Below are 24662 nucleotides of genomic sequence, written 5' to 3'. Positions count from 1 at the left end.
GTAACGCCCAAAATATTATACAATGAGTAAATTATTCCCACCCATAAATTTTAAAGCTTGGATTGAAGAAAACAGACATCTTTTAAAGCCACCAGTTGGTAATAAAGTCGTTTGGAAAGATGGTGACTTTATAGTTATGGTGGTTGGTGGCCCTAATAACAGAAAAGATTACCATTATAATGAGACACCTGAGTTTTTTCATCAGATTGAAGGTGATATTATCTTAAAAGTTATTGATGAAGGCGTCCCAAAAGATATTCATATTAAAGAGGGTGAAATATTTTTATTACCACCTAAAGTACCACATTCACCTCAACGTGGCGCAAATACTGTTGGTTTAGTTATTGAATATCCAAGAGAAAAAGGTGTACAGGATGCCTTGCTTTGGTTTTGCGAAAACTGTACAACAAAACTCTACGAAGAGGATTTTACTGTCAAAAATATTGAAACAGATATGCCTAAGATTTTTGATAAATATTATGGAGATCAAAACAAACGTACATGTCCTAATTGTGGCGAAGTTATGGAACCTCCAACCAAGGTTAAATTAGAAAACTAATTAGCAGTTAAAAAAAATAACATTGGGATTAAAAATAACATTAGTTTAATTGATAGTCTCAAATCTATTTGTAAAATTGAATATTGAAATGTAGAATTTCCTACTTATCAATTTAATTTTTGACTTGGTATATCCTGAATTTAGTTGAAGGGTTTTATATTAAGGAAAAATAAATAGTATAAATAATTTAAGATAAAGGTTGCCACATCTAAAGGCTGGCTATAACAAAACACATGGAAAAACGTAAACTTAGAATTAACGGTCACTCACACTTATTGCCCTATCCAGAGGAAATCCCTCAGTTTATGCAAGACAAAGAAATTTTTTGGGTGGACAAAGACCGAAAATTTATGCTTCAAAAAGATTGGAACAGACCAATTACAGATTCTAGTTTCTTTTTAGATGAAAAACTAGCTTGGATGGAACGTTTTAAAATTGACCATGCAGTAGTTTTAAATTTATCGCAATTATATGGTAACGGTTTGCGTGTAGAAGAAATGAAGCAAGCACTTAAATTTCAGAACGATTTTAATGCCAAAGTACAACGCGAAAACCCAAGTAAATTTACTAGTGGTTTTGTAGTACATCCTGGTTTTGTTAGAGGAGCATGTTGGGAAATTGAACGTTGTGTAGAAGAATTAGGCATGCAATTATTATGCTTACCAACCCATTACATGGATACTATTGGTACTTGGCGTTGTATTTTTGATGAAGAAAACGAGCCTATTTTTGAAATGGCTAACAAGTATAATCTGGCAGTAGAAATCCATCCTTACGATGGAGAAAAATTTATAAAACTAGAAAATACCTCTTGGCGTTTTCACTTAATTTGGATGCTAGCACAATGTGCAGATGCCTATCACTTTTTAACTTTAAATGGTTACCAAGATAAATACCCAAACATGCGTACGTGCTTTGCTCATGGTGGGCAATTAGCACAAATAAACTTAGGACGACGTATACAAGGTTTTGACGGAAGACCTGATTTATTTGAAGGTAAAAGCCACCCAAGAAAAGCGGTTGGACATAAAAACATCTTTTTTGATACTTTAGTACACGATACTGGTGGATTGGATTTGTTATTAAAAAACCAAGGCTCTAAACAGGTGTTAATGGGACTTGATGATCCTTATCCTTTAGGAGAAATGGAAAGTGAAAAGCAAAGTTCTTATCCTGGAAAAATTTTAGATTTAGCAATTGACCGAAAAATTATTACAGAAACAGAACGTGATGCTATTTGGGAAGACAACGTAATACAATGGTTATGTGGAGACGATCAAGCTGCTAAGGACAAATTAGTAAAACGAATTTTAGGATAATAAAAAGGTCTCCTCGAGCGCAGTCGAGAGTGTTTTTATTTTTAATGATATATAATAGAAAGGTCTCGACTGCGCTCGACCAGACAATACCATGTATTTTTTACCAGAAAAATTAGATGACTACGTTGTGGCTCACAGTCAGGATGAGCCAGAGTTATTACAACAACTTACTAGAGAAACATACCAAAAAATATTACAACCTATTATGCTTAGTGGACCGTATCAAGGTCGTGTTTTAAGTATGATTTCTAAATTAATTAGACCAAAATCCGTCTTAGAATTAGGGACTTTTACAGGTTACGCAACACTTTGTTTAGCCGAAGGATTACATCCTGAAGGTCAAATACACACCATTGATGTTAATGAAGAGTTGGAAGATTTTCAACGTAAGTACTTTGATAAATCAGAATTTGGAAAACAAATACATCAGTATTTGGGAAGTGCAATGGATATACTTCCTAATATGAATAAAACATTTGATTTGGTTTTTATTGATGCAGATAAGCCTAATTATGTTAATTATTTTCATTTAATAATTGACAAACTAAAACCAGGTGGCATCATATTATCCGATAATGTTTTATGGCATGGAAAAGTTGTAGAACCTTTAAACGACAAAGATGTATCCACTAAAGCTGTTTTAGAGTTTAATACACTTTTAAAAGAAGACCCAAGAATTGAAACCGTTTTACTACCTATTAGAGATGGCTTAACTATTAGCCGAAAAATATAATATTACCAATGAGTAAATTAGACATAAGAACCGTTGATGTTACACAATACATCACACCTTTAAGAGAAGGGGGTTCTTTACCAGCAATTGTAAAAGCAGACGATGATTTTTTATATGTTTTAAAATTTAGAGGTGCTGGTCAAGGAAAAAAAGCTTTGATTGCTGAATTTATTGGTGGTGAATTGGCAAGAGCTATTGGGCTTAAAGTACCAGAATTGGTATTTATGAATTTAGATGATTCGTTTAGTAAAACCGAACCTGATGAAGAGATACAAGACCTATTAAAATTTAGCGTCGGTTTAAACCTAGGTTTACATTACTTAAGTGGTTCTATAACGTTTGACCCATTAGCTTCGGTTGCAGATCCTTTAACTGCGTCAAAAGTGGTATTACTAGATAGTATTATTAGTAATATTGACAGAACAGTTAAAAACCCTAATATACTTAATTGGAATAAAGAATTATGGGTGATTGACAATGGAGCAAGTTTTTATTTTCATCATAATTGGGAGACTTGGGAAAATCATTTAACACGTACATTTCCTTTAATTAAAGACCATGTTTTACTAGATCGAGCTACAAAATTAGACGAAGCATCTCAAGAAATCACTACTAAATTAACAAGTAATACTATTAATACAATTACAAACACCATTCCTGAAGATTGGCTAACAAATGAGTCTGATACTTTTACTCCAGACCAAATGAGAAACGCATATAAAACGTATTTAAACTCTAGACTTGAAAATATAGAATCACTTATAAAAGAGGCTAAAAATGCAAGATAAAGTTACATTTGAATATGCGATAATACGTTTAGTACCTAAAGTAGAACGCGAAGAGTTTTTTAATATTGGTGTTATTTTATTTTCTAAAAGAAAAAAATATCTAGATGTTAAATTTAAAATAGACAAAGCTAAATTAGCTGCATTTTCATGCGAATTAAATATGGAAGACCTAAATACGTATTTAAAGTCTTGGGACTTAATTTGCAAAGGAGATAAATCAAGCGGAAGCATTGGGCAGTTTGAATTATCAGACAGATTTAGATGGTTAGCAGCATCACGAAGTACTGTAATACAAAGCTCTAAAACCCATTCTGGATTGACTAATGATCCTGAAAAAGAATTAGAACATATTTTTAACAACTATGTGTTATGCAAATAACTTAAAATAATATTCATATTGCAATGACCAAAATTCATTCAAAAAAGAAAGCTAATATTTTAGGAATCGTAGTTGGTATTATTGCCTTTTTAATTTCCTTTTATGGTGTTAAGCAACTATTTAAAAAAGACATTGCTGCAGAATTAAAAAAGGTATCTATAGAAATGAACAAGCAAACACCTATAGCAATTGACCAATACACTAGACTTGATAGCACGTCCTCTAAAGGGAAAACTAATTTTATTTATCACTATACACTTTTAGACACCAAAAAATCTGAAGTTGTTATGGATACCGTAAATAAGTACATAAGACCCAATATTATTGAAAATGTAAAAAACAGTCCTGATTTAAAAACGTATCGTGATAATAATATAAGCTTAGATTATAAGTATTACGATAAAGACGGTATTTTTACTATGGAAATTTCTGTAACGCCAGAACTTTATAATAATTAAACGTTTAAATAAACAATACTTAAAATTTAATTTTTGCCATTTATAACACTTGCTAAATAACTAGCGTCTTTACTGACACCTCCCAAAGTAGCAGAACCACGAGTAAACATCCAAGGCAAACCAATAAAATACAAACCATCCATATTACTGACACCTCTATAATTTTTAGGATAACCATCTGCATCCAACTCTAAACCATGTATCCACTTAAAATTTGGACGATAACCTGTGGCCCAAATCACATTTTTAATAGATGATTTTTTAGTCGATTCAAAAATAATTTGATTGTTTAAAGCATCCTTAGTCCTTCCAACAGGTATCACATTGTCTCTAGACAATATTCCTTTAACATCTGTACCAATAACAGGTTGTGTGGATCTATTTATTTTTTTCCAATCCAACTGTATTTATTATAACTTAAAAAACCAACCTTAGTAAACCACCACCATAATGTTTTTCCTAAAAACTGCTGCGGTAAAGATTTAACTTTAGTATCTCCAGAAAAATATACTGTTCTGGATTGATCTTTAGAAATCTCATTTAATATTTGATAGCCACTATCTCCTCCTCCAACAACCAAAGCATCACCAGATTGCAATTGGTGTATTCCTTTATAATAATTACTATGCATTTGCAAAGTTGAATCTGCAATTTTTGTATGACAAGGCGGTGTATATGGGATGTGAAATGGTCCAGTTGCAACTATGACATTATTAGCCTTAATACTTCCGTTTTTGTGAGTAACTTCAAATCCGTTTTCGGTTTTATTAACTGCTGTTACATGTGTATTAAGTTGCATAGGAATGCTAAATTTTTCGACGTAAGTCTTAAAATAATTAGCAACTTCAACTTTAGATGGATAATGACCTTTAGGTGCATCAAATTTTAAACCTGGTAGATGATTATACTCTGTTGGAGTAAATAATTTCAAAGAGTCCCAACGATTTAACCAAGAGGCACCAACTTGAGACTGACCATCAAGCACTATAAATTGTTTATTCATTTTTTGCAAATGATAAGCCATAGCTAATCCTGCTTGGGCACCTCCAATAATCACATAATCCATTATCAAACCTATTGTTTTATGCAAAAGTAAAAACATAAATACAACTGACTAATTATTGCTAATTAAATAGCTGTAGATCACTTTAAAATTGAAGCTTTCACGCTTTTAATAAATATTAATGTTTTCATAAAGTCAGAAAAAACGTCTTTAAACGGTTAATTAATTGATATTTTAAAAGAAACCAATGTATTAACTACTAAAACATATTAAACTTTAATTTATGAAATGGATATACTCGGTCAATGACCCACTAATAGAAACACTTGTAGGAAGCTTAATTTTATTTATTGTAATTATCGTAATTACACGTATGATTGGACTTAGGTCTTTTGCAAAATTTACAGCTTATGACTTTGCGTTTACAATTGCTATTGGTAGCATTATCTCTTCAACTTTAACATCAAGTACATCATTAACTCATGGATCTGTTGCAATTGCAAGTTTATTAGTATTGACTTATATCTTTTCTTTTTTACAAAAAAATTCTCGTTTATTTCTTCAATTATATCCAACAAACCTTTATTATTAATGAAAGGAAAAACTATTTTGTATGAAAATTTAAAACATGCTAGAATTGAAAAGTCACAATTAATAGCAAAATTAAGAGAAGCTAATGTTTTAGATTTTAATCAAATTGAAGCAGTTATTTTAGAATCAACAGGTGATATATCTGTATTGCATAAATCTTCTGACAGCGACAACACAAGTCTTGATAACGTTTTACTTGAGGATGTTAGAGAAAAACCGTAAATATATCGCAATCTTAAAATAAAAAAAGCCTCTCAAAAAAATTGAGAGGCTTTTTAAAATAACACTTATTATTTTTATTGAACAGCTTGTAAAGCATCTATATTACCATAACCAAAACTGCTGTTTTTATTAGGGTAAAATTCTGCTGATTGTTTTAGTTTGTTTAAAACTTGTGTTCTTGACCAACTTGGGTATCTTGACCAAACTAATGCTGCAATACCAGCTGTTGTTGCTGTAGCAACAGAAGATCCACCAGTATAACGTCTGTCTCCATCGTAAAACCCTAACGTTGGAGGAGCTTTACTTGTATTATTGTTTCCTTCCATGATAATGGTAAAATCTATTTTACTTCCACTATGACATACTTCACATCTCTCATAATTTGGTCCATCATCTACTCCTGTTACAGCAACAGTCTCACTCATCGTCGCTGGAAAGATCACTCCATATCCATTAGTAAAACTTGTCGAAGTACCACCTGCTGCAAAAATTAATTTCCCTTTGCTATAAGCATACTTAACAGCATCCTCTATATTACCGATAGACCATAAATAACCAATAGACATAGATATTATTTTAACATCACTTCTGTCGCCTAATTGCGTTAATGCTTCAGACACACCTTTACGCTCATGGTAGTCATTTAACAAAACATCTTCTGTTGCTCTATACGCTACTAAATTAGCATCATAAGCTACACCAACTGGCATACCATTATCATTACGTGGTGCTGCCATAGTAGATGCCATAGCTGTACCATGTCCACATTTATCATGTGGTCCATCATAGTTGTCTGACCACCACCAATTGGAATCTATAAATGTTCCATATTTTTGAATGTATCGACTATTAGATGAATAGCCATCTTTAAATCCATTTCCGTTTAATAGTGATTGAGAAGCAGACACTCCTGTGTCTATTAATCCAATTGTGACTCCGTTTCCTGTACTATAATTCCAAGCAGACGGAATATTAGTTGCATTGAAATGCCAAGATACTTGAGCGTTATTAGGACTTACAGTTGTGTAATGTGCCGAATTAATGCTGTCTGCATTTTTATCGCATCCAGAACTTGATCTAGCATTATTTACTGTTTCATATTGATTGTAACCGTTAGGCTCTAAATACCTAACTCCATCAGATTGTAATAACGCTTTGATGGTTTGGTAATTTTCTACCTTTACATCTATGACGTTAATAATATCATGTTGTACTAAGGTTTCTTGACTACTTTTATAGTCTTCGTTATCTTCTACTACTTGAACAAGATTGGACAGAGTAGTTTTCAATTCAGGAGTTTTTATTTCGGAAAAACTTTGACCTTCTTCTCCGTAACCAATAGTTAAGATATTGTTACCTCTTACAACTGCACTCCATAAAGTGTGCGAGTGTACATCTTTCCAGTTAAAAGTCCCAGTGGTATTTAAACTTTGATTGATAATGGCATTAATTTCTGAAACGGATAATGCTTCTTTTTGATCATAGTCAATAGTTTGCTCTTGTGGCACTTCTTGATAATCCTCTTTCTGACATGCGTTAAACATTGTAAAAACTACCATAAGTACAGATAGTTTAAGTAATGGTTTTTTCATTTTATTAATAATTTTAGGTTGAAATCTAAATATATAAATTTTTCCTAAAAAAAGTTAATAAATTTATCAAATTAACAGCTTTAAAGTAAAGTTAATAGTAATTTGACACTAACTTAAAGACCATGGTAATGCGTTAGCGGTAGAAATGACATCCTTTTTTTGCTGCCATATATGGCAAAAAAAGATATAATGGATAACGCGACCCTTGTGGTAACGCCAAAAAAATAAAAATTGAATTATAATTTACGACGTACAGATCCTGTAAACTCTTCTAGATCGTCTTTAACTTTTTTAAGTTCTTCGTTTACGCCATCTGTGATACTTGTATCCAAACCGTTACGTTCTGCAGATTTTGTGATTTCGGTTTTAATATCATTGGTTGCATCTTTTATTTGACGCATACCTTTACCTAAACCACGTGCAATTTCAGGAACATTTTTAGCTCCAAAAACCATAACAACGATAAGAAGAATAAAAAATATTTCTCCTCCACTTATAAATAAAAATGTTGCTGTTGTAATCATGGTACAAATATACTAAGTTGTTTTGATTGTTTAGTTAAACTACTGTTTTTTTTAAGAGTCTTTTAGTACGTTTTTTGTATTTTTACAACACTTGAAATTTATACCAATGGAGTTTAAAAATATTGAATCTAATCCTATACTGGATCGTTTACCTAAGCATTTAAGACAGTTTATAAAGCCTCAAAACTATGAGGATTATACTGCTATTGACCAAGCTGTTTGGCGTTATGCTATGCGTAAAAATGTAGATTATTTAAGTCAAGTTGCACACAGTACGTATTTGGATGGTTTACAGCAAACTGGTATTAGTGTAGATGCGATACCAAATATGTATGGAATGAACCGTATTTTAAAAGCTATTGGTTGGGCTGCTGTTGCTGTAGATGGTTTTATACCTCCTAATGCATTTATGGAATTTCAGGCGTATAATGTACTGGTTATTGCTAGTGATATTAGACAGTTAGAACATATTGAATATACACCTGCTCCAGATATTATACATGAAGGTGCTGGTCACGCACCAATTATTGCTAATCCTGAGTATGCTGAATATTTAAGACGTTTTGGTGAGATTGGTTGTAAAGCAATTAGTAGTGCTAAAGATTATGAATTATATGAGGCTGTACGACATTTGTCCATTATAAAAGAAGCTCCAAACACACCTCAAGACGCAATTGATTTAGCAGAAAAAAAGGTGGAAGATTTGCAAAACAATATGGGTGAACCTAGTGAAATGGCTTTGATAAGAAATTTACATTGGTGGACGGTTGAGTATGGACTGATTGGTACAGTTGAAAATCCTAAAATTTATGGTGCTGGTTTGTTATCCTCTATTGGTGAAAGCGCTTGGTGCATGACTGATAAAGTTAAAAAATTGCCTTATACTATAGCCTCTACTTTTCAGAATTTTGACATTACAAAACCACAACCTCAACTTTATGTCACTCCTGATTTTGCACACCTTAGTTTGGTGTTAGAGTCATTTGCTAATACTATGGCTTTACGTACTGGAGGACCTAGTGCTATTAATAAATTAATACAAAGTCAGGCTTTAGGAACCATCGAGCTGAGTACAGGATTACAAATATCTGGTGTGTTTACTAATATGATTGAGCATAACGGAAAGGTTAGTTACATACAAACCACTGGACAAACTGCATTGGCTAACAGAGATAAAGAATTGGTTGGTCACAGTGTTTTAGAACATGCTGATGGTTTTGGTTCGCCTGTTGGAAAATTAAAAGGTATTAATCTTGCTATTGAAGACATGTCGCCTAGAGATTTACGTGCTTATGATATTTATGAAGGTGAAACGGTTACTTTAGAGTTTGAAGGTGATATTATTGTTACTGGAGACATTATAACTGGCACAAGAAACCTACAAGGTAAAATTATATTAATCAGTTTTAAAAACTGTACTGTAACACATAAAGACACTGTATTATTTGAGCCTTCTTGGGGACAATATGATATGGCTGTTGGTAAAGAGGTTATTTCTGGTTATTCTGGTCCTGCAGATCTACATAGTTTTGATTTAATTACTCATAAAATTAGTAGTACGACAATACATGAAGAAAAGTCTCCTGAAAAACTAGAGCTTATTGAATTGTATAAACAAGTACGTGAATATCGTGAAGGCACTAACCAAACAGTGTCTAGAACTAAAGTTTTAGATCAATTAGTAAACCGTTTTGCTATGGATTGGTTATTACCTGTTGAGCTATTTGAACTTGCTAAAAAAGGTAATGAAAACGAATTATGTGAAAGTATTTTAGCTCACCTTGAAACCATCAAACAAAACCGTCCAGAAGTTGGACATTTGATTGATGATGGTATTAAAATTGCTAGTCAGGAAATAGCGGTTTAGTTAACTATAACTATCCAACTTTTGCTTTGTAAAATTACTAAGGACTAATGTTCCGCTAATTTGAGCACGCTCTATAAGTAACGTATCCCAATGACTGGTGTCTTGCCAAAGCACTTTTTTAAGTTCTAAAAGTGCTTCTGGATTATATGAGGCTAGTTTTAACGCCAATGCTTGTACTGCCTCATCTAAAGACTCTACAGTTTCAAAAACATCTGCATACAGTCCTTTTGCTTTTGCATAATTTGCATCATAAAACGCTTCTGCGTTAATAGTCATTTCTGCAAAAGCGGTTTGACCAATTTTACGACTTACAGCAGGCTCAATAACAAATGGCCCAATACCAATACTTATTTCTGATAATTTTATTGCAGCATATTTAGTTGCCAAACAATAGTCTGTAGCACTTGCTAAACCTACTCCACCTCCAACAGCTTTACCTTGCACACGTCCAATAATTAACTTTGGACACTTACGCATTGCGTTAATAACATTAGCAAAGCCTGAGAAAAAAGTTTTCCATCCTCAAGAGTATCAATAGCAACCAACTCGGTAAAACTTGCTCCTGCGCAAAACGTACGATCTCCTCCACTTTTTAAAACAATAACTTTAATGTCATTATTTTTACCAGCATCAATGATAGTTTGTTCCAATTGTTTTAAAATTGGACTTGGCATGGCATTATGTTCTGGTGTAAAAAAAGTGATGTAACCTATATTGTTATCAATGGTTTGCTTAACGTATGCTTGAGACATTTAATACTTATTTTAAATTGAAGTTAAACAAATTTAAGAATTTTTAAGTTTCAAATTAGTAGCTTTGTAATAAACAATTTTACTATGGGAATTTTTAGTTTTCTTTTTGGAAATAAAGCCAATAAAATCAAAGACTTTACTGATCGTGATGCAATTATTTTAGATGTACGCTCAAAAGCAGAATATGATTCTGGTGCAATTCCTGGGTCAAAACATATTCCTTTACAACAAGTTCAAGCAAAAATCAATCAAATTAAAGCTTGGAAAAAACCTGTAATTACTTGTTGCGCTAGCGGAATGCGATCTGGTAGTGCTGCGACTATATTACGAAGTAATGGTATTGAAGCAACCAATGGTGGTGGATGGCAAAGCTTGTATAAAAAGCTATAGTTTAAAACGCTCTAGCTTATCTTGTGTATCTATAGTACTATCATTATATTGTAAAGTCCAACCTAAGCTATTGGTTAAAATATAAAATTTAGACAGCTCGCTGATTAATCTGTTTTTTGCATTTAATCGTAAGTTAGATGCTTCAATTTTTTTCTAATTCTTATGGTCACAGTTTCTTTTATCTTGTTATAATCATCTTGATTAAAAGCATTTAGATAACCACTTTCTACATCATAATATTCCAAATCTGGATAAATCTTTAATTCTTCTTGAGGGATTTTCACAATCTTTAAAACTTTATTGATACTATCGATTTGGTATTCGATTTTACTTAAATCATAACTTACGGTAACTTCTGCATTTACAATTACTAAAGCTTGCTTATCTGAAGTCAAGTTAGCAAATAGTGCTTTTGAACTTTTATAACTATAGGCATCACTAAAATAGCCTTCTGTAACGACTAGTTTCCCAACGTTATTTATTTGTTTTTCAATTAATGCAGAGTGCTCTCTAATAACTGTTTTATCTGCACTACCTTCTGTACATTTTTTTAAAATGAAAGACACCACAAATGCAATGACAATTCCTATAATAATTTTTCGCATAATATAAATGTACTATTAGATTACTAATTTATCTAATAAAGTGAAGTTAAAATACAATTAACAAATAGACTATTTGGTTGTTGTTAATTTTAATCCATTTATTAATAATCTGACTAAATTAATGACTATTAAAATGTTGCTAGTTATTTTTCTTCAAAAAAACACTAACAACTATAAATCAATGCTATAAACAAATTATATTTTTAACAACTTATTTTGTGAATTTTATAAAAGAGAATTGCTTTTGTAATTGCTCTTGTTTATCAACTAACTGTTCTAAAAATTGGATATGTGCTTCAGACGAAGCATTAAATGGCTTATGTTGTAATCCTTTTTGGATGAGCGCTACGGTATGCATTGTTTTTTCAGTACTTTCATCAAACCAAACCTCTCTAAAACTATCCCAAATATATTGTACCGCTTTATTGCTTGGGTGGATCATATCTTCGTTATAAAAACGATAATCACGTAGTTGATCCATCATGATTTCATAAGACGGAAAATAATGTGATTGACTATCTAACACCTGATGGATTGCAGTTATTAAATGGGATTTACTTTGTGTGTTTTCAATAAAACCGTCTTTAATATGTCTGACTGGTGAGACTGTAAAAATAAAATTAACGTTTGGATTTACTTGCTTAACTTGATTAATAATAGATTGTAATGCAAGGACTATATCTTGAACACTTAAGATCTGTTTTTTAAATTGCTTTTGCGGAATTTTATGACAATTAGCAACCACTTTATTAGTCTCTAAATACTGATATACCCATGCTGTACCTAAAGTTATAATAACATGAGAACTCTGTTTTAAATAATGCCCAGCTTTTTGTGAAGCTGCATTAAGCTGATGTAACATCAAACTTTTGGTAGACTGACTTAACTTGGAATGTGCATCAAAACTATGAAACTGTTCGTTGTTTAAAAACACATCTTCATCTGTATATTTTTTACCTTGTAAAGCTTTAGTTATAAGGTTATGAATAGCTACAGGATGAAATAAAATACCAAAAGGATTGACATAGTTTTGAAACTTGTAATATTCAAATTTATCACCAATATTTTCAGCAAAACAAGACCCTAATAAAAACACTTTTGTGTTGTAATTTATTAGGTTCTTGTCTTGCTTTTTAAGTGGTATTTTGGTGTGTAGATTCATAATTAAATCTAATATATGCTTTAATTAGGTTAAGCAATATATCCTTTAGCTGCTTTTAAAGCATCATTGATTCCTGCTGGATTTTTTCCTCCTGCTGTTGCAAAAAATGGTTGTCCACCTCCACCTCCTTGGATGTGCTTTCCTAATTCTCTAACAATTGTTCCTGCATTTAAATCTTTAGTTTCGACCAAACTTTTAGACACATAACAAGACAGTATGGCTTTACCGTTATTTTCTGCTCCAAATAATAAAAATAAATTATCAAACTGACTACCTAGTTCAAAACATAAATCTTTTATACCAGACGCATCAAGATCTAATTGTTTAGCTAAAAAATTAACTCCGTTAACTTCAGTAATCTCATTTTTAAGCTCTCCTTTTATATTTTTTGCTTTCTCTTTTAGCAACTGTTCGATTTGCTTTTTAAGACTAGAGTTTTCATCCTGAAGATTTTGTAATGCTTTAATAGGCTCTTTTGCATTATTAAGCAAATCTTTCATTTCAAAAAACGCTCTGTTATTTTCATGGTAATAAGACTTAACAGCATCATTAGTAATTGCCTCTATACGACGTATACCTGAAGCAACTGCACCTTCTGACACAATTTTAAAATGCCAAATTTCGGCAGTATTTTTAACATGCGTACCACCACATAATTCTATTGACTGACCAAATCGTACTGTACGTACCGCATCTCCATATTTTTCTCCAAATAAAGCCATAGCTCCTTCTGCTACTGCTTTTTCCATTGGCACATTACGTCCTTCTTGCAATGGTAATTTACTTTCGATACGTGCATTTACAAAGTTTTCTACATCTCGTAACTCTTCAACCGTTAGTTTAGAGAAATGAGAAAAGTCAAAACGTAAATACTTTGAGTGTACTGCACTACCTTTTTGCTCTACATGGTCGCCTAAAACCTCTCTTAATGCTTGGTGTAATAAGTGAGTTGCTGTGTGATTACACTCTGTTCTGTAACGTTGTTTTTCATCTACTTTAGCTTCAAAAGTTTGATTAACATCACTTGGAAGCTCTTTGGTTAAATGTATTATTACGTTATTTTCTTTTTTAGTATCTACAATGTAAGACACGTCACCATTGCTAGATTGTATATAGCCTTTATCACCAACTTGTCCTCCTCCTTCAGCATAAAAAGGTGTTAGATTAAATACCAATTGGTACATTGTCCCTTCCTTTTTAGAAACCACTTTACGGTATTTTGTAATCTTAACTTTAGCATCTAATTGATCATAGCCTATAAATTCTTGTTCTTCATCTTCGATTAAAACAGTCCAATCATCAGATTTTAGCTCTGACGCTTCACGACCACGACCTTGTTGTTCTTTTAAACGCTTATTAAATTCGCCTTTATTATAAGAAAATCCTTTTTCTCGTAAAATTAGATCTGTTAAATCCTCAGGAAAACCATAGGTGTCCTTAAGCTCAAACACCTTAGATCCTGACACTTGCTTATCTGTAGCATTGTCTACAATACGATCTAAGATAGCTAAACCTTGATCTAGAGTACGTAAAAATGAAGCTTCTTCTTCTTTAATTACGTTTTCTATTAATTGTTTTTGAGCTTTTAACTCTGGAAAAGCCTGACCCATTTTTTCAGTCAAGACATTAACTAACCTGTATATAAAAGGTTCTTTTTTATCTAAAAATGTAAACCCATAACGTACTGCACGACGTAAAATTCTTCTAATAACATAACCAGCTCCTGTATTACTTGGCAATTGTCCATCTGCAATTGAGAAAGCTACAGCACGAACATGATCCGAAATAACACGTATAGCAACATCTACTTTTTGATCTTTACCATAATCTTTACCAGTAATAACTTCAATTTCTCTAATTATAGGTGTAAAAACATCTGTATCGTAATTAGATTGTACGTTTTGTAATACCATACACAAACGCTCAAATCCCATTCCTGTATCAATATGTTTATTTGGTAAGCCTTCTAAAGTACCGTTTGCTTTACGGTTATATTGCATGAAAACTAGGTTCCAGATTTCAACCACTTGAGGATGATCTTCGTTTACTAAAGTTTTTCCATCAACTTTAGCTTTTTCTTCAGCAGATCTAATATCAACATGTATTTCGCTACAAGGTCCACATGGTCCTTGCTCACCCATTTCCCAAAAGTTATCTTTTTTATTTCCTTTTAAAATACGGTCTTCGCTAATGTATTGTTTCCAAATATCATAAGCTTCAGTATCCATATCTAGATTATCTGCATCATCACTACCTTCAAAAACAGTAACATACAAAATATCTTTATCTATTTTATAAACTTCAGTTAATAACTCCCAAGCCCAAGCAATTGCTTCTTTTTTAAAATAATCACCAAAAGACCAGTTTCCTAACATTTCAAATAAAGTATGATGGTAAGTATCGTAACCAACCTCTTCTAAATCGTTATGTTTTCCAGAAACACGTAAACATTTTTGACTGTCTGTTAGTCTATTATTTTTTGGTTGTGCATTACCTAAAAAATATTCTTTAAAAGGTGCCATACCAGAATTAACAAACATTAATGTTGGGTCATCCTTTAATACCATTGGTGCAGATGGTACAATACTGTGTTTTTTATCTTCAAAAAACTTTAAAAATGTGGTACGTATGTCTTGAGAATTCATAGGACTATGTTGATAATCTTGTTTGCCTAAGCCTACCGCTTATTAAAACAATTTATATATTTGTTATTCGTTAACTATTTTAATGTGCTGAAAATTCAGCTTTAACAATTGCAAAAATAGTATAAAGTTAGATAATGAGTAAGGTAAAATATTATTATGATTCTGAAACGCTCTCTTATAAAAAAATTGAGCGCAAAAAAAGACGTACATTTAAGTATATAACGCTGTTATTAATTGCTTCCTCTTTATTTGCTTTTTTGTTTGTTTTTATAGGTGGTCAGTACTTTGAGTCACCAAAAGAAAAAGCTTTAAAACGCGAATTAACTAACCTAGAGTTACAGTTTGATTTACTAAACAAAAAAATGGCTGAAGCCGAAACGGTTTTAACAAACATTGAAGATCGTGACAATGCTATTTACCGTTTATATTTTGAAGCTAATCCAATTCCGGAAGAGCAACGAAAAGCTGGCTTTGGAGGTGTTAACAGATATAAAAAATTGGATGGTTATGACAATTCTGAACTAATTATTAGTAGTAACAAACGTATTGACAACCTTTTAAAACGTATTGTAGTACAATCGAAATCTTTAGATGAAATTGCGATTTTAGCTGAAGAAAAAGAAAAACTTTTAAGAGCAATACCAGCGATACAACCAGTAAGTAACGAGGATTTAACACGTATGGCTTCTGGTTACGGAATGCGATCTGATCCTTTTACCAAATTAAGAAAAATGCATTGGGGAATGGACTTTACTGCACCAAGAGGTACACCAATTTACGCCTCAGGTGATGGTATTGTAGAGCGTGCTGACAGCAACTCTGCTGGTTATGGTAACCATATTAGAATAAATCATGGCTATGGTTACATCTCATTATATGCTCATATGTACAAGTATAATGTACAAAAAAACCAAAAAGTAAAACGTGGAGATTTAATAGGTTTTGTTGGTAGTACAGGACGATCTGAAGCACCACATTTACATTACGAAATTTTTAAAGATGGACAACGTATTAATCCTATTAACTTTTACTACGGAAGTTTAACTCCTGAAGAGTTTAATAAGTTATTAGAACGTGCCTCTTTAGAAAACCAATCTTTAGATTAATGATAATTGATCTACCTGAAAAACGATATTATACCATTGGTGAAGTTGCAAAAGCTTTTGATGTAAATACATCTTTAATTAGATTTTGGGAAAAGGAATTTGATGTTTTAAAACCAAAAAAAACAGCAAAAGGTAACCGAAAATTTACACCAGAGGATATTAAAAACCTGCAATTAATTTACCATTTGGTAAAAGAAAGAGGCTTTACTTTAGAAGGCGCAAAAACACATTTAAAAGAAGAAAAGAAAAAAACACTTGATAATTTTGAAATTATAGCTAAATTAGAAAGTGTTAAAGCACAGCTAATAAAATTAAAAAATGAACTATAAACAATTACCAGAAAACACAAATAAAAAATCATCTACCATGAAAAAGTTACTTATACCAATTATTATTATAGCAATTATAGCCTTTAGTTTATACAAATGGGCTGTTGGTATAAATAACACTGCTGTAACACTGGAAGCTAACGCAAAAACCTCTTGGTCAAATGTAGAAAGCACTTACCAAAGACGTAATGATTTATACAACACTGTTATAAAAACTGTACAAGGATCTGCAGATTTTGAAAGAAAAACGTTAAAAGAAGTTATTGAAGCTAGATCTAAAGCAACCTCTGTAAATGTAAATGTTGATGATTTAACACCAGAAAACTTAGAAAAATTCCAGAAAGCACAATCTCAGCTTAGTGGATCTTTTAGTCGTTTAATTGCTAGTTTTGAGCGTTACCCAGAATTAAAAACTACAGATCAGTTTAGAGATTTTATAAGACAACAAGAAGGTACAGAAAACCGTATTAGTGTTGCTAGAAATAGATATAATCAAGATGTAAATCAATATGATATTTATACGTCTAAATTTCCAAATAGTGTTTTAACAGGATGGTTTGGTTTTGAAGAAATGGCTAGATACAAAGCAGATCCAGGATCAGAAAATGCACCTGAGGTAGAATTTAATTTTGACTAAAAAAACATGGCATCAGACAACGTAGAATCTTTTTTATCGACTATTGAAGAACAAGAAATTGTAGCTGCAATACGTACTGCTGAAGACACAACGTCTGGCGAAATCCGTGTACATATAGAAAACACTTGTAATAACAGGTTAGAACAACGTGCATTAGAAGTGTTTTCTGTTTTAAAAATGGATAACACAGTAGACCGTAATAGTGTATTAATTTATGTAGCTGTAAACGATCATAAATTTAGTATTTATGGAGATCAAGGCATTAATAACTTGGTTCCTGATCATTTTTGGGATGATACTAAAACAGTTATCCAAAACCATTTTAAAAATGGGCAATTTAAACAAGGTTTAGTAGATGGCATTTTACATGCTGGAGAACAGTTAAAAACTCACTTTCCTATTAAAGCCAATGATATTAATGAGTTACCAAATACGATATCTAAAGGATGATTATAAATTTTTATCAATCCTCATTTCATAATAAAACAAAAAAAACAGCATGTAAAAAACATACTTTTTTAATGCTAATTGGATTGTTTTTTTAGGGACTCAGTTTTCTTTTGCACAATATAAAATACCTGACAAACCCACTAAAGTAAATCCAGACGCTGTTTATGACTACGCAAGACTACTAACAAAAGGTCAAAAGCAGACGTTAGAAAAAAACTTATAAAATACTCTGACACAACATCAACACAAATTGTTGTTGCAATTATACCATCTACTCAAGGTGAGTATATTAATTATCTAGCCACACAATGGGCTCAAAAATGGGGAATTGGTCAAGCCAAAGAAGATAATGGTGTTTTCATATTGTTAGCCAGAGAGGATCGAAAAATAATGATTACTACTGGTTATGGTGTTGAGCATTTATTAACCGATGTTATCTCTTCTAGAATTATTGAATATGACATTATACCATACTTTAAACGCAACGATTATTATGGTGGCTTAAATAATGGTGTTGACGCTATTTTTGACACCTTAAAAGGCGAATATCAAGGCACAAGACAAGGTCAAAAGAATAGCACTCCGATTGGTTTTATATTTATTTTAATACTGATATTTATTATCATTCTAATATCCATATCAAAAAAACGTGGTGGTGGCAATGGAACCGATAATTTTGGTGGAGGAAGCAATACCACCAGAGATATTTTAGAAGCCTTAATCTTAAGCAATTCTGGTCGTGGAAGCTACAGACGCAATTCTGGAGGTTTTGGTGGCGGATTTGGAGGATCCTCAGGAGGAGGAAGCTTTGGAGGTGGTTTTGGTGGAGGCTTTGGTGGAGGAGGCTTTGGAGGTGGTGGAGCTTCTGGAGGCTGGTAACTATAATTAAAACTTATTTTTAAAAATGAAACAATTTACTCTACTTCTATTTTTTTATCACTTTTATCATGTAAGTCACAAACCCAAAATTCAAGTCAACAACATGCGTTAGTCGTTATTGATGAGGTTAATTTTTTTACTCAATCACAAACGGATTCGATTTCAAAAATCATTTTAGACTTTGAAAAACAAACTACCAATCAAATTTGTGTTTATATAAAAGACTCTATCCCTAACCAAGAAAACGCACTAGCTTATGCTACTAAATTAGCCAATGATTTAGGTGTCGGTCAAGCCGAAAAAAACAATGGTCTGCTTTTACTAATATCCAAAAACGATCGTCAAGTAGCGATAGCAACAGGTATTGAAACTGAAAAAGTCATAACAGATATTATCTGCTATGACTTGATTGGAAATATTCTTGTGCCTTCTTTTAAAGAAGAACGTTATTTTGAAGGTGTATTACAAGTTTTAGATTCGGTTAAAGTTAAATGGGTTAATCCGTAAAATACATTCCGTTTCCTCTAGTTTCACCTTTAGATCCTAGACTATTAAACTTCCAACTAAAGTTAAGCATAAAGTATTGACGTAACACTGTACTTTGTGTATCTTGAATATAATCTTGCGTAGCAGTACGTCTAGCATTGGTATTTTGATCAAGTAAATCATAGACCTTTAATGTCAACAAACCTTTATCTTTCAAAACAGAATAAGCGACACTAGCATTCCAAAACCATGCATCTTTTTGAAAACCATCTGCAATATTTGGATTATAATTATAAGTAATATCATTTCGCCATTCCAGCCCTTTTGTTAAGAAAAAAGCAGTGTTTAGATCCAAGTTGTGAGATGTAAAATTAATATCTTCAAACGCATCAATATCATAGGTATTATTAGTAATTGTTAATCGGTAACGTGGTTTAAACTCAAACACATCGTCATAAATGTAGTCAATCCCAACATTAGGATTGTAAGCAAAAACGTTACTAGCATATTGCACATCATTATTATAATTGATGTTTTTTGAAAAATTTGACCAGTTACCTATTTTAAATCTCACAGATTGTACAGAGTCTATTTTAAACTTCTTACTGTAATCAATTCCAAAATAACCATTGTGGTTACCATTAACATTGTCATAAGTAGTTGTACGTTTTAGGGTTTCAGAGTCTATAGTTGTTCTAGACACTACTGCATTTTGATTTTTTGACACATTTGCATAAATATAAAAACCAGTACGTTCTTTCCAATTATAAGCATTGAAACCCATATATAATCTATGCTCATTTGTTGGTTCTAAATTTGGATTACCAACAACTGTATTTAAAGGGTTTGAAACATCCTCAAAAGCCTGTAACTGTCGTAAAGCTGGTGGTCTGTTTGACAACCTATAACTTGCATAAATAGATGCTTTTTTACTAAATCTATAATTAAAATTAGAATTCAATTCGATAGCATTAAAATCTCTTTCAACATTAAATTGTGGTCTTAAACCGTCTTCATTTTTAAGTGTACGTAACACATAGTCTGCACCAACTCTAGCAGACCATTTTTCTTTTCGGTAACTTAAACTAACTCCAGGTACACTTTTAGTATCTGTATATTCAAAATCTGTACTTAATGCTTCATTAAACACGTCATATTGATTTGATGTATTATTGTAATCAAAGGTACTTTGCTTGTTTTGGTCATTATTACGTTGGTATTCGTATTCAAAATTTACAAAAAATTCTTTTTCTTTAATTGGTAATCTGTAAGTAACATTACTTCTTAAATTGTCACTATTGTTATCGCCATCTGTAAATTGATTACGATTAATAGTTTCGGCTGAGTCACCAAAAACTTCAGTGTTAGAATTAATAAAATCATCACTTTCTGAAGCGTTAAAACTATTATTAATTCCAAATCTTATAAATGCGCCTTTAGTTCCAAACTTTTTAGTTGCACTAATTTCATTAGAAAAATTATTGCTTTTATTTTCTACAAACGAATTTAAAGTCGATTGATTGGTTAATGTTAGATCTTCATTTAAGGTTTCGTCATTGCTATTATAAGTTGTTGTACTTGTAGAACTTGAAAAAGAGGGTTTTATATTAATAAAAAATGTCGAATCTATCTTAATTTCAAAATCTGAATTAATAGAGTGACTTTGTGTGTCACTATCTGATTTAGAATTTGAATTAGAGAAATACCTTGAATCTGATAAAATAGTTTCACGTTGTGAAGCGGTTTCGTTTTCAGAATTACTATTAGAATAAAAATAATCTGCTGAAACCTCTGTTTTTTCGCCAAAAGCATCAGCATAATTAGCGCCTGCTAAATTTGACGTTGTAATCCCTTGACCTCCTCCAAATTGACGTCCATTAATACTAAATGAGCCATTGCTATTAAACCAAGTACTTCCACCATTACCAAACATTTTTTCGATTTCACCAAAACTAAATCCAGGGGAGTTTATATTATTTCCTCCAACCAAAACACTAATACGTTGTTCGTTATCAAATCTATTAAACATACCTGCAAATTCATACCTATCGTCAGTACCAACTCCTCCTGCTACACGACCAAAAACCCCTTTGTTGTTTTCTTCTTTAATAGTCAGGTTTATAGTTTTGTTTTCTGTATCACCTTCTTCACCTGTAAAAGCTTCACTTTTAGTCTTAGTATCTACAACTTGAATTTTTTCTATAATTTCTTTAGTAAGATTTTTAATTGTTATTGAAGGATCATTACCAAAAAAGGGTTTACCATTTACTAATATTTTATTGACCTCTTTACCATTGACTTTAATTTTACCTTCTTCGTCAATTTCTACTCCTGGTAATTGCTTAAGTAAATCTTCAACAGTGGCATCTTTTTTTGTTTTAAAAGAATTAACGTTAAACTCCAAAGTATCTTTTTTGATAGTAACAGGAGCTGATGATTGTATTAAAACTTCATCTAACGAATTACTAATTTGTAGTTTAATATTTCCTAAATCTATAACCGATTTATTAATTGCTACCTTTTGTTTGTATGATTGATATCCAACATAAGACACCAATAAATTTAGGTTTTCTAGACTAGTTTGATCCTCTAGCTCAAAGCTTCCATCTTTATTGGTTATAGTGTAAGTTACCAGACTACTATCCTTAGCTCGTTCTAAATAAACTGTAGCAGCTTCTAGAGGTGATTGGTCTAAGCCATCTAAAACTTGACCTTTAATACTAAATTCTTTGGATTGACTAAATGAAAACACTGTACATAATAGTGTACAAACAATAATTAAGTTACGCATTGCTTTTTGGTTGATGTTAAAGCTTGATTAATAGCTATATATTTTTCAACGAAAATAACTTTGTAATCCTATTGTCTATCTTAAAAAAACCTAAAAGTAATTTAGAATGATTATTTTTTACGTATAAATACGCTAATAAACACATCTTTAAGTCAGAAATTTTATGTGAGTTATTTTTCAAGACATACTTTTAACGCTAACGCATATATCATAATGAATAACAGTAAAAGGTAAACCTTATGCTTATTATTATTTTGGTTTACTTTACTTGAGTTTAATAAGTTTTAGATTCGGTTAAAGTTGAATGGGTTAATCGGTAAAATACCTTCCATTTCCTCTAATTTCACCTTTAGACCCTAGACTATTAAACTTCCAACTAAAGTTAAGCATAAAGTATTGACGTAACACTGTACTTTGTGTGTCTTGTATATAATCTTGATTTGCAATACGTCTAGCATTAGTGTTTTGATCTAGTAAATCAAACACCTTTAATGTCAATAAACCTTTATCTTTCAAGACAGAATACGCAACACTAGCATTCCAAAACCATGCATCTTTTTGAAAACCATCTGCGATATTTGGATTATAATTATAGGTGATATCGTTACGCCACTCCAATCTTTTTGTTAAGAAAAAAGCAGTATTTAAATCCAAGTTGTGAGATGTAAAATTAATATCTTCAAACGCATCAATATCATAAGTATTATTAATAATTCTTAATCGGTAATGTGATTTAAACTCAAACACATCGTTATAAATGTAGTCAATACTAATATTAGGACTGTGATCCAAAACATTACTAGCATATTGCACATCATTATTATAATTGATATTTTTTGAAAAATTTGACCATTCACCTATTTTAAAACTTATGGATTGCAAAGAGTCTATTTTAAATTTGTTAAGATAATTTATTCCAATATATCCGTTAAGAACACCATTAACATTGTCATAAGTAGTTGTACGTTTTAAAGTTTCAGAATCTATTGTTGTTCTGGACACTACTGCATTTTGAACTTTTGTCATACTTGAATAAACATAAAAACCACTACGTTCTTTCCAATTGTAAGCATTAAAACTCAAATAAAACTTATGCTCATTGGTAGGTTCTAAATTTGGGTTACCAACAACTGTATTTAAAGGGTTTGACACATCCTGAAAAGCTTGTAATTGTCTTAAAGCTGGTGGAGTGTTTAATAATTTATAAGTCGCTAAAACAGACGTTTTTTTACTAAATTTATGAATAAGTAGAGTATTCAATTCTATTGTATTAAAGTCTCTTTCAACATCAAATTGTGGTCTTAAACCATCCTCATTTTTAAGTGTACGTAATACATAATCTGCTTCTACTTTAGCAATCCATTTTCCTTTATTATAATTTAAACTAACTCCAGGTACACTTTTAGTATCTGTATATTCAAAATCAGTACTTAAAGCTTCATTAAACACGTCATATTGATTTGATGTATTATTATAATCAAAGGTACTTTGCTTGTTTTGGTCGTTATTGCGTTGGTATTCGTATTCAAAATTTACAAAAAATTCTTTTTCTTTAATTGGTAACCTATAAGTAACATTACTTCTTAAATTGCCACTATTGTTATCGCCATCTGTAAATTGATTACGATTAATAGTTTCGGGTGAATCACCAAAAACTTCTGTATTAGAATTAATAAAATCATCACTTTCTGAAGCATTAAAACTATTATTAATTCCAAATCTTATAAATGCGCCTTTAGTTCCAAACTTTTTAGTTGCGCTAATTTCATTAGAAAAATTATTGCTTTTATTTTCTACAAACGAATTTAAAATAGATTGATTGGTTAATGTTAAATCTTCATTTAAGGTTTCGTCATTACTGTTATAAGTTGTTGTGCTTGTTGTACTTGAAAAAGAGGGTAATATGGTAATTAAAAATGTTGAATCAATTTCAACTTCAAAATTTAAATTAGCAGAATGGCTATTGGTGTCATTATCTGATTTAGAATTAGAGTTAGAAAAATATCTTGAATCTGACAAAATGGTTTCACGTTGTGAAGTTGTTTCGTTTTCAGAATTACTATCAGAATAAAAATAATCCGCAGCAATTTCAGTTTTATCTCCAAACGTATCTACATAATTAGCACCTCTCAAGTTTGATGTTGAAATACCTTGTCCAGTTCCACCATACTGTCTTCCATCTAATGTAAAAGAACCATCACTATTAGTACGTCCAACACCTCTTCCTCCAAACATTTTTCCAATTTCACCAAAGCTAAATCCAGGAGAATTAATATTATTTCCTCCAACTAAAACACTAATGCGTTGGTCATTATCAAACCTATTAAACATACCTGCAAATTCATACCTGTCATCAGTACCAACTCCACCTGCAACACGACCAAAAATACCTTTG

At 31.6% G+C, this 24662-nt stretch carries 23 protein-coding genes and 2 pseudogenes; 16 read left to right on the top strand and 9 right to left on the bottom strand.

All coding sequences use genetic code 11. From position 1 onward, the window contains the following. Positions 1 to 22 precede the first annotated feature (22 nt). From AC0L4B_RS07190 to AC0L4B_RS07165, 6 genes are all read left to right on the top strand, one after another. Positions 23 to 559: a 3-hydroxyanthranilate 3,4-dioxygenase gene (locus AC0L4B_RS07190; RefSeq protein ID WP_473439165.1), complete on the top strand. Its 537-nt coding sequence runs from the start codon at positions 23 to 25 to the stop codon at positions 557 to 559. Between the two features lie 233 nt (positions 560 to 792). Next, positions 793 to 1878 carry an amidohydrolase family protein gene (locus AC0L4B_RS07185; protein WP_473439164.1) on the top strand — a complete coding sequence of 362 codons (1086 nt, stop codon included), beginning with the start codon at positions 793 to 795 and terminating at the stop codon, positions 1876 to 1878. 91 nt (positions 1879 to 1969) lie between these two features. Beyond that, positions 1970 to 2611, top strand: coding sequence for an O-methyltransferase (locus tag AC0L4B_RS07180; protein WP_473439163.1), 642 nt, complete (start codon positions 1970 to 1972; stop codon positions 2609 to 2611). An 8-nt stretch (positions 2612 to 2619) separates the two neighbouring features. After that, positions 2620 to 3399, top strand: coding sequence for a HipA family kinase (locus tag AC0L4B_RS07175; RefSeq protein WP_473439162.1), 780 nt, complete (start codon positions 2620 to 2622; stop codon positions 3397 to 3399). Further along, complete coding sequence (locus tag AC0L4B_RS07170) at positions 3389 to 3778, top strand: DUF3037 domain-containing protein (protein ID WP_473439161.1); 390 nt, start codon at positions 3389 to 3391, stop codon at positions 3776 to 3778. Before AC0L4B_RS07175 ends, AC0L4B_RS07170 begins: the two co-directional genes overlap by 11 nt. 23 nt (positions 3779 to 3801) lie before the next feature. Beyond that, complete coding sequence (locus AC0L4B_RS07165; protein WP_473439160.1) at positions 3802 to 4236, top strand: hypothetical protein; 435 nt, start codon at positions 3802 to 3804, stop codon at positions 4234 to 4236. A gap of 26 nt (positions 4237 to 4262) precedes the next feature. Here AC0L4B_RS07165 and AC0L4B_RS07160 read toward each other — a convergent pair. After that, positions 4263 to 5305: pseudogene (locus tag AC0L4B_RS07160) on the bottom strand (flavin-containing monooxygenase). Positions 5306 to 5522: 217 nt separating this feature from the next. Here AC0L4B_RS07160 and AC0L4B_RS07155 point away from each other — a divergent pair. Both AC0L4B_RS07155 and AC0L4B_RS07150 read left to right on the top strand, forming a co-directional pair. Continuing rightward, positions 5523 to 5831, top strand: coding sequence for a DUF421 domain-containing protein (locus tag AC0L4B_RS07155; RefSeq protein ID WP_473439159.1), 309 nt, complete (start codon positions 5523 to 5525; stop codon positions 5829 to 5831). After that, positions 5831 to 6052, top strand: coding sequence for a YetF domain-containing protein (locus tag AC0L4B_RS07150; protein WP_473439158.1), 222 nt, complete (start codon positions 5831 to 5833; stop codon positions 6050 to 6052). The genes AC0L4B_RS07155 and AC0L4B_RS07150 overlap by 1 nt, the downstream gene beginning before the upstream one ends. A gap of 74 nt (positions 6053 to 6126) precedes the next feature. On the opposite strand, the gene AC0L4B_RS07145 is transcribed toward AC0L4B_RS07150, so the two are convergent. Together AC0L4B_RS07145 and AC0L4B_RS07140 are read right to left on the bottom strand one after the other, a co-directional pair. Further along, positions 6127 to 7644 carry a S8 family peptidase gene (locus AC0L4B_RS07145; RefSeq protein WP_473439157.1) on the bottom strand — a complete coding sequence of 506 codons (1518 nt, stop codon included), beginning with the start codon at positions 7642 to 7644 and terminating at the stop codon, positions 6127 to 6129. Between the two features lie 236 nt (positions 7645 to 7880). After that, positions 7881 to 8168 carry a Sec-independent protein translocase subunit TatA/TatB gene (locus tag AC0L4B_RS07140; protein WP_028607363.1) on the bottom strand — a complete coding sequence of 96 codons (288 nt, stop codon included), beginning with the start codon at positions 8166 to 8168 and terminating at the stop codon, positions 7881 to 7883. Between the two features lie 106 nt (positions 8169 to 8274). Here AC0L4B_RS07140 and AC0L4B_RS07135 point away from each other — a divergent pair, with 106 nt between their 5' ends. Next, the gene (locus AC0L4B_RS07135) at positions 8275 to 10035 is read left to right on the top strand and encodes an aromatic amino acid hydroxylase (RefSeq protein ID WP_473439414.1); all 1761 of its coding nucleotides are present in this window, start codon (positions 8275 to 8277) and stop codon (positions 10033 to 10035) included. On the opposite strand, the pseudogene AC0L4B_RS07130 reads toward AC0L4B_RS07135, so the two are convergent. Next, positions 10036 to 10787 (bottom strand): annotated as a pseudogene (locus tag AC0L4B_RS07130) (enoyl-CoA hydratase/isomerase family protein). An 84-nt stretch (positions 10788 to 10871) separates the two neighbouring features. Between AC0L4B_RS07130 and AC0L4B_RS07125 the strand changes: the two are divergent. Further along, complete coding sequence (locus AC0L4B_RS07125; protein WP_473439156.1) at positions 10872 to 11177, top strand: rhodanese-like domain-containing protein; 306 nt, start codon at positions 10872 to 10874, stop codon at positions 11175 to 11177. A gap of 122 nt (positions 11178 to 11299) precedes the next feature. Here the strand turns inward: AC0L4B_RS07125 and AC0L4B_RS07120 are convergent, their stop codons facing one another. The 3 genes from AC0L4B_RS07120 to alaS form a co-directional block, all read right to left on the bottom strand. Further along, positions 11300 to 11782, bottom strand: a complete 483-nt coding sequence (locus AC0L4B_RS07120) for a DUF4230 domain-containing protein (RefSeq protein ID WP_473439155.1) — start codon at positions 11780 to 11782, stop codon at positions 11300 to 11302. 211 nt (positions 11783 to 11993) lie between these two features. Then, entirely contained in the window at positions 11994 to 12944 is a 951-nt protein-coding gene (locus AC0L4B_RS07115; RefSeq protein ID WP_473439154.1) for a GSCFA domain-containing protein, read from the bottom strand. A 29-nt stretch (positions 12945 to 12973) separates the two neighbouring features. Further along, positions 12974 to 15589: an alanine--tRNA ligase gene (gene alaS / locus AC0L4B_RS07110; protein WP_473439153.1), complete on the bottom strand. Its 2616-nt coding sequence runs from the start codon at positions 15587 to 15589 to the stop codon at positions 12974 to 12976. Between the two features lie 134 nt (positions 15590 to 15723). On the opposite strand from alaS, the gene AC0L4B_RS07105 reads away from it, so the two are divergent. The 6 genes from AC0L4B_RS07105 (at position 15724) to AC0L4B_RS07080 (ending at position 19497) form a co-directional block, all read left to right on the top strand. Beyond that, on the top strand, positions 15724 to 16695 hold the full coding sequence (locus AC0L4B_RS07105) for a M23 family metallopeptidase (RefSeq protein ID WP_473439152.1): 972 nt from the start codon (positions 15724 to 15726) through the stop codon (positions 16693 to 16695). Then, complete coding sequence (locus AC0L4B_RS07100; RefSeq protein ID WP_473439151.1) at positions 16695 to 17024, top strand: MerR family transcriptional regulator; 330 nt, start codon at positions 16695 to 16697, stop codon at positions 17022 to 17024. The genes AC0L4B_RS07105 and AC0L4B_RS07100 overlap by 1 nt, the downstream gene beginning before the upstream one ends. 37 nt (positions 17025 to 17061) lie before the next feature. Beyond that, on the top strand, positions 17062 to 17661 hold the full coding sequence (locus AC0L4B_RS07095) for a LemA family protein (RefSeq protein WP_473439413.1): 600 nt from the start codon (positions 17062 to 17064) through the stop codon (positions 17659 to 17661). Positions 17662 to 17667: 6 nt separating this feature from the next. Next, a complete protein-coding gene (locus AC0L4B_RS07090; protein WP_473439150.1) occupies positions 17668 to 18111 on the top strand; it encodes a TPM domain-containing protein in 444 nt (147 codons plus the stop codon). A gap of 219 nt (positions 18112 to 18330) precedes the next feature. Next, a complete protein-coding gene (locus AC0L4B_RS07085) occupies positions 18331 to 18990 on the top strand; it encodes a TPM domain-containing protein (RefSeq protein ID WP_473439412.1) in 660 nt (219 codons plus the stop codon). A gap of 15 nt (positions 18991 to 19005) precedes the next feature. Further along, the gene (locus tag AC0L4B_RS07080; protein ID WP_473439411.1) at positions 19006 to 19497 is read left to right on the top strand and encodes a TPM domain-containing protein; all 492 of its coding nucleotides are present in this window, start codon (positions 19006 to 19008) and stop codon (positions 19495 to 19497) included. Here AC0L4B_RS07080 and AC0L4B_RS07075 read toward each other — a convergent pair. Together AC0L4B_RS07075 and AC0L4B_RS07070 are read right to left on the bottom strand one after the other, a co-directional pair. Further along, on the bottom strand, positions 19487 to 22267 hold the full coding sequence (locus AC0L4B_RS07075) for an outer membrane beta-barrel protein (RefSeq protein ID WP_473439149.1): 2781 nt from the start codon (positions 22265 to 22267) through the stop codon (positions 19487 to 19489). The two genes, AC0L4B_RS07080 and AC0L4B_RS07075, sit on opposite strands and share 11 nt — an antisense overlap. A 309-nt stretch (positions 22268 to 22576) precedes the next feature. Beyond that, entirely contained in the window at positions 22577 to 24598 is a 2022-nt protein-coding gene (locus tag AC0L4B_RS07070) for an outer membrane beta-barrel protein (RefSeq protein ID WP_473439148.1), read from the bottom strand. Positions 24599 to 24662 lie beyond the last annotated feature (64 nt).

The organism is Olleya sp. NP1-10 (assembly GCF_055804415.1).
This window is presented reverse-complemented; position numbering and strand designations above follow the sequence as displayed.

Excerpts from the sequence above, each read along its gene's own strand:
- AC0L4B_RS07090 (WP_473439150.1), top strand. The coding sequence starts at position 17,668 with ATGGCATCAGACAACGTAGAATCTTTTTTATCGACTATTGAAGAACAA.
- AC0L4B_RS07150 (WP_473439158.1), top strand. The coding sequence starts at position 5,831 with ATGAAAGGAAAAACTATTTTGTATGAAAATTTAAAACATGCTAGAATT.
- AC0L4B_RS07100 (WP_473439151.1), top strand. The coding sequence starts at position 16,695 with ATGATAATTGATCTACCTGAAAAACGATATTATACCATTGGTGAAGTT.
- AC0L4B_RS07185 (WP_473439164.1), top strand. The coding sequence starts at position 793 with ATGGAAAAACGTAAACTTAGAATTAACGGTCACTCACACTTATTGCCC.
- AC0L4B_RS07115 (WP_473439154.1), bottom strand. The coding sequence starts at position 12,944 with ATGAATCTACACACCAAAATACCACTTAAAAAGCAAGACAAGAACCTA.
- AC0L4B_RS07070 (WP_473439148.1), bottom strand. The coding sequence starts at position 24,598 with ATGTTTAATAGGTTTGATAATGACCAACGCATTAGTGTTTTAGTTGGA.
- AC0L4B_RS07165 (WP_473439160.1), top strand. The coding sequence starts at position 3,802 with ATGACCAAAATTCATTCAAAAAAGAAAGCTAATATTTTAGGAATCGTA.
- AC0L4B_RS07095 (WP_473439413.1), top strand. The coding sequence starts at position 17,062 with ATGAAAAAGTTACTTATACCAATTATTATTATAGCAATTATAGCCTTT.
- AC0L4B_RS07170 (WP_473439161.1), top strand. The coding sequence starts at position 3,389 with ATGCAAGATAAAGTTACATTTGAATATGCGATAATACGTTTAGTACCT.
- AC0L4B_RS07140 (WP_028607363.1), bottom strand. The coding sequence starts at position 8,168 with ATGATTACAACAGCAACATTTTTATTTATAAGTGGAGGAGAAATATTT.
- AC0L4B_RS07125 (WP_473439156.1), top strand. The coding sequence starts at position 10,872 with ATGGGAATTTTTAGTTTTCTTTTTGGAAATAAAGCCAATAAAATCAAA.
- alaS (WP_473439153.1), bottom strand. The coding sequence starts at position 15,589 with ATGAATTCTCAAGACATACGTACCACATTTTTAAAGTTTTTTGAAGAT.
- AC0L4B_RS07180 (WP_473439163.1), top strand. The coding sequence starts at position 1,970 with ATGTATTTTTTACCAGAAAAATTAGATGACTACGTTGTGGCTCACAGT.
- AC0L4B_RS07135 (WP_473439414.1), top strand. The coding sequence starts at position 8,275 with ATGGAGTTTAAAAATATTGAATCTAATCCTATACTGGATCGTTTACCT.
- AC0L4B_RS07120 (WP_473439155.1), bottom strand. The coding sequence starts at position 11,782 with ATGCGAAAAATTATTATAGGAATTGTCATTGCATTTGTGGTGTCTTTC.
- AC0L4B_RS07075 (WP_473439149.1), bottom strand. The coding sequence starts at position 22,267 with ATGCGTAACTTAATTATTGTTTGTACACTATTATGTACAGTGTTTTCA.
- AC0L4B_RS07155 (WP_473439159.1), top strand. The coding sequence starts at position 5,523 with ATGAAATGGATATACTCGGTCAATGACCCACTAATAGAAACACTTGTA.
- AC0L4B_RS07175 (WP_473439162.1), top strand. The coding sequence starts at position 2,620 with ATGAGTAAATTAGACATAAGAACCGTTGATGTTACACAATACATCACA.
- AC0L4B_RS07105 (WP_473439152.1), top strand. The coding sequence starts at position 15,724 with ATGAGTAAGGTAAAATATTATTATGATTCTGAAACGCTCTCTTATAAA.
- AC0L4B_RS07145 (WP_473439157.1), bottom strand. The coding sequence starts at position 7,644 with ATGAAAAAACCATTACTTAAACTATCTGTACTTATGGTAGTTTTTACA.
- AC0L4B_RS07190 (WP_473439165.1), top strand. The coding sequence starts at position 23 with ATGAGTAAATTATTCCCACCCATAAATTTTAAAGCTTGGATTGAAGAA.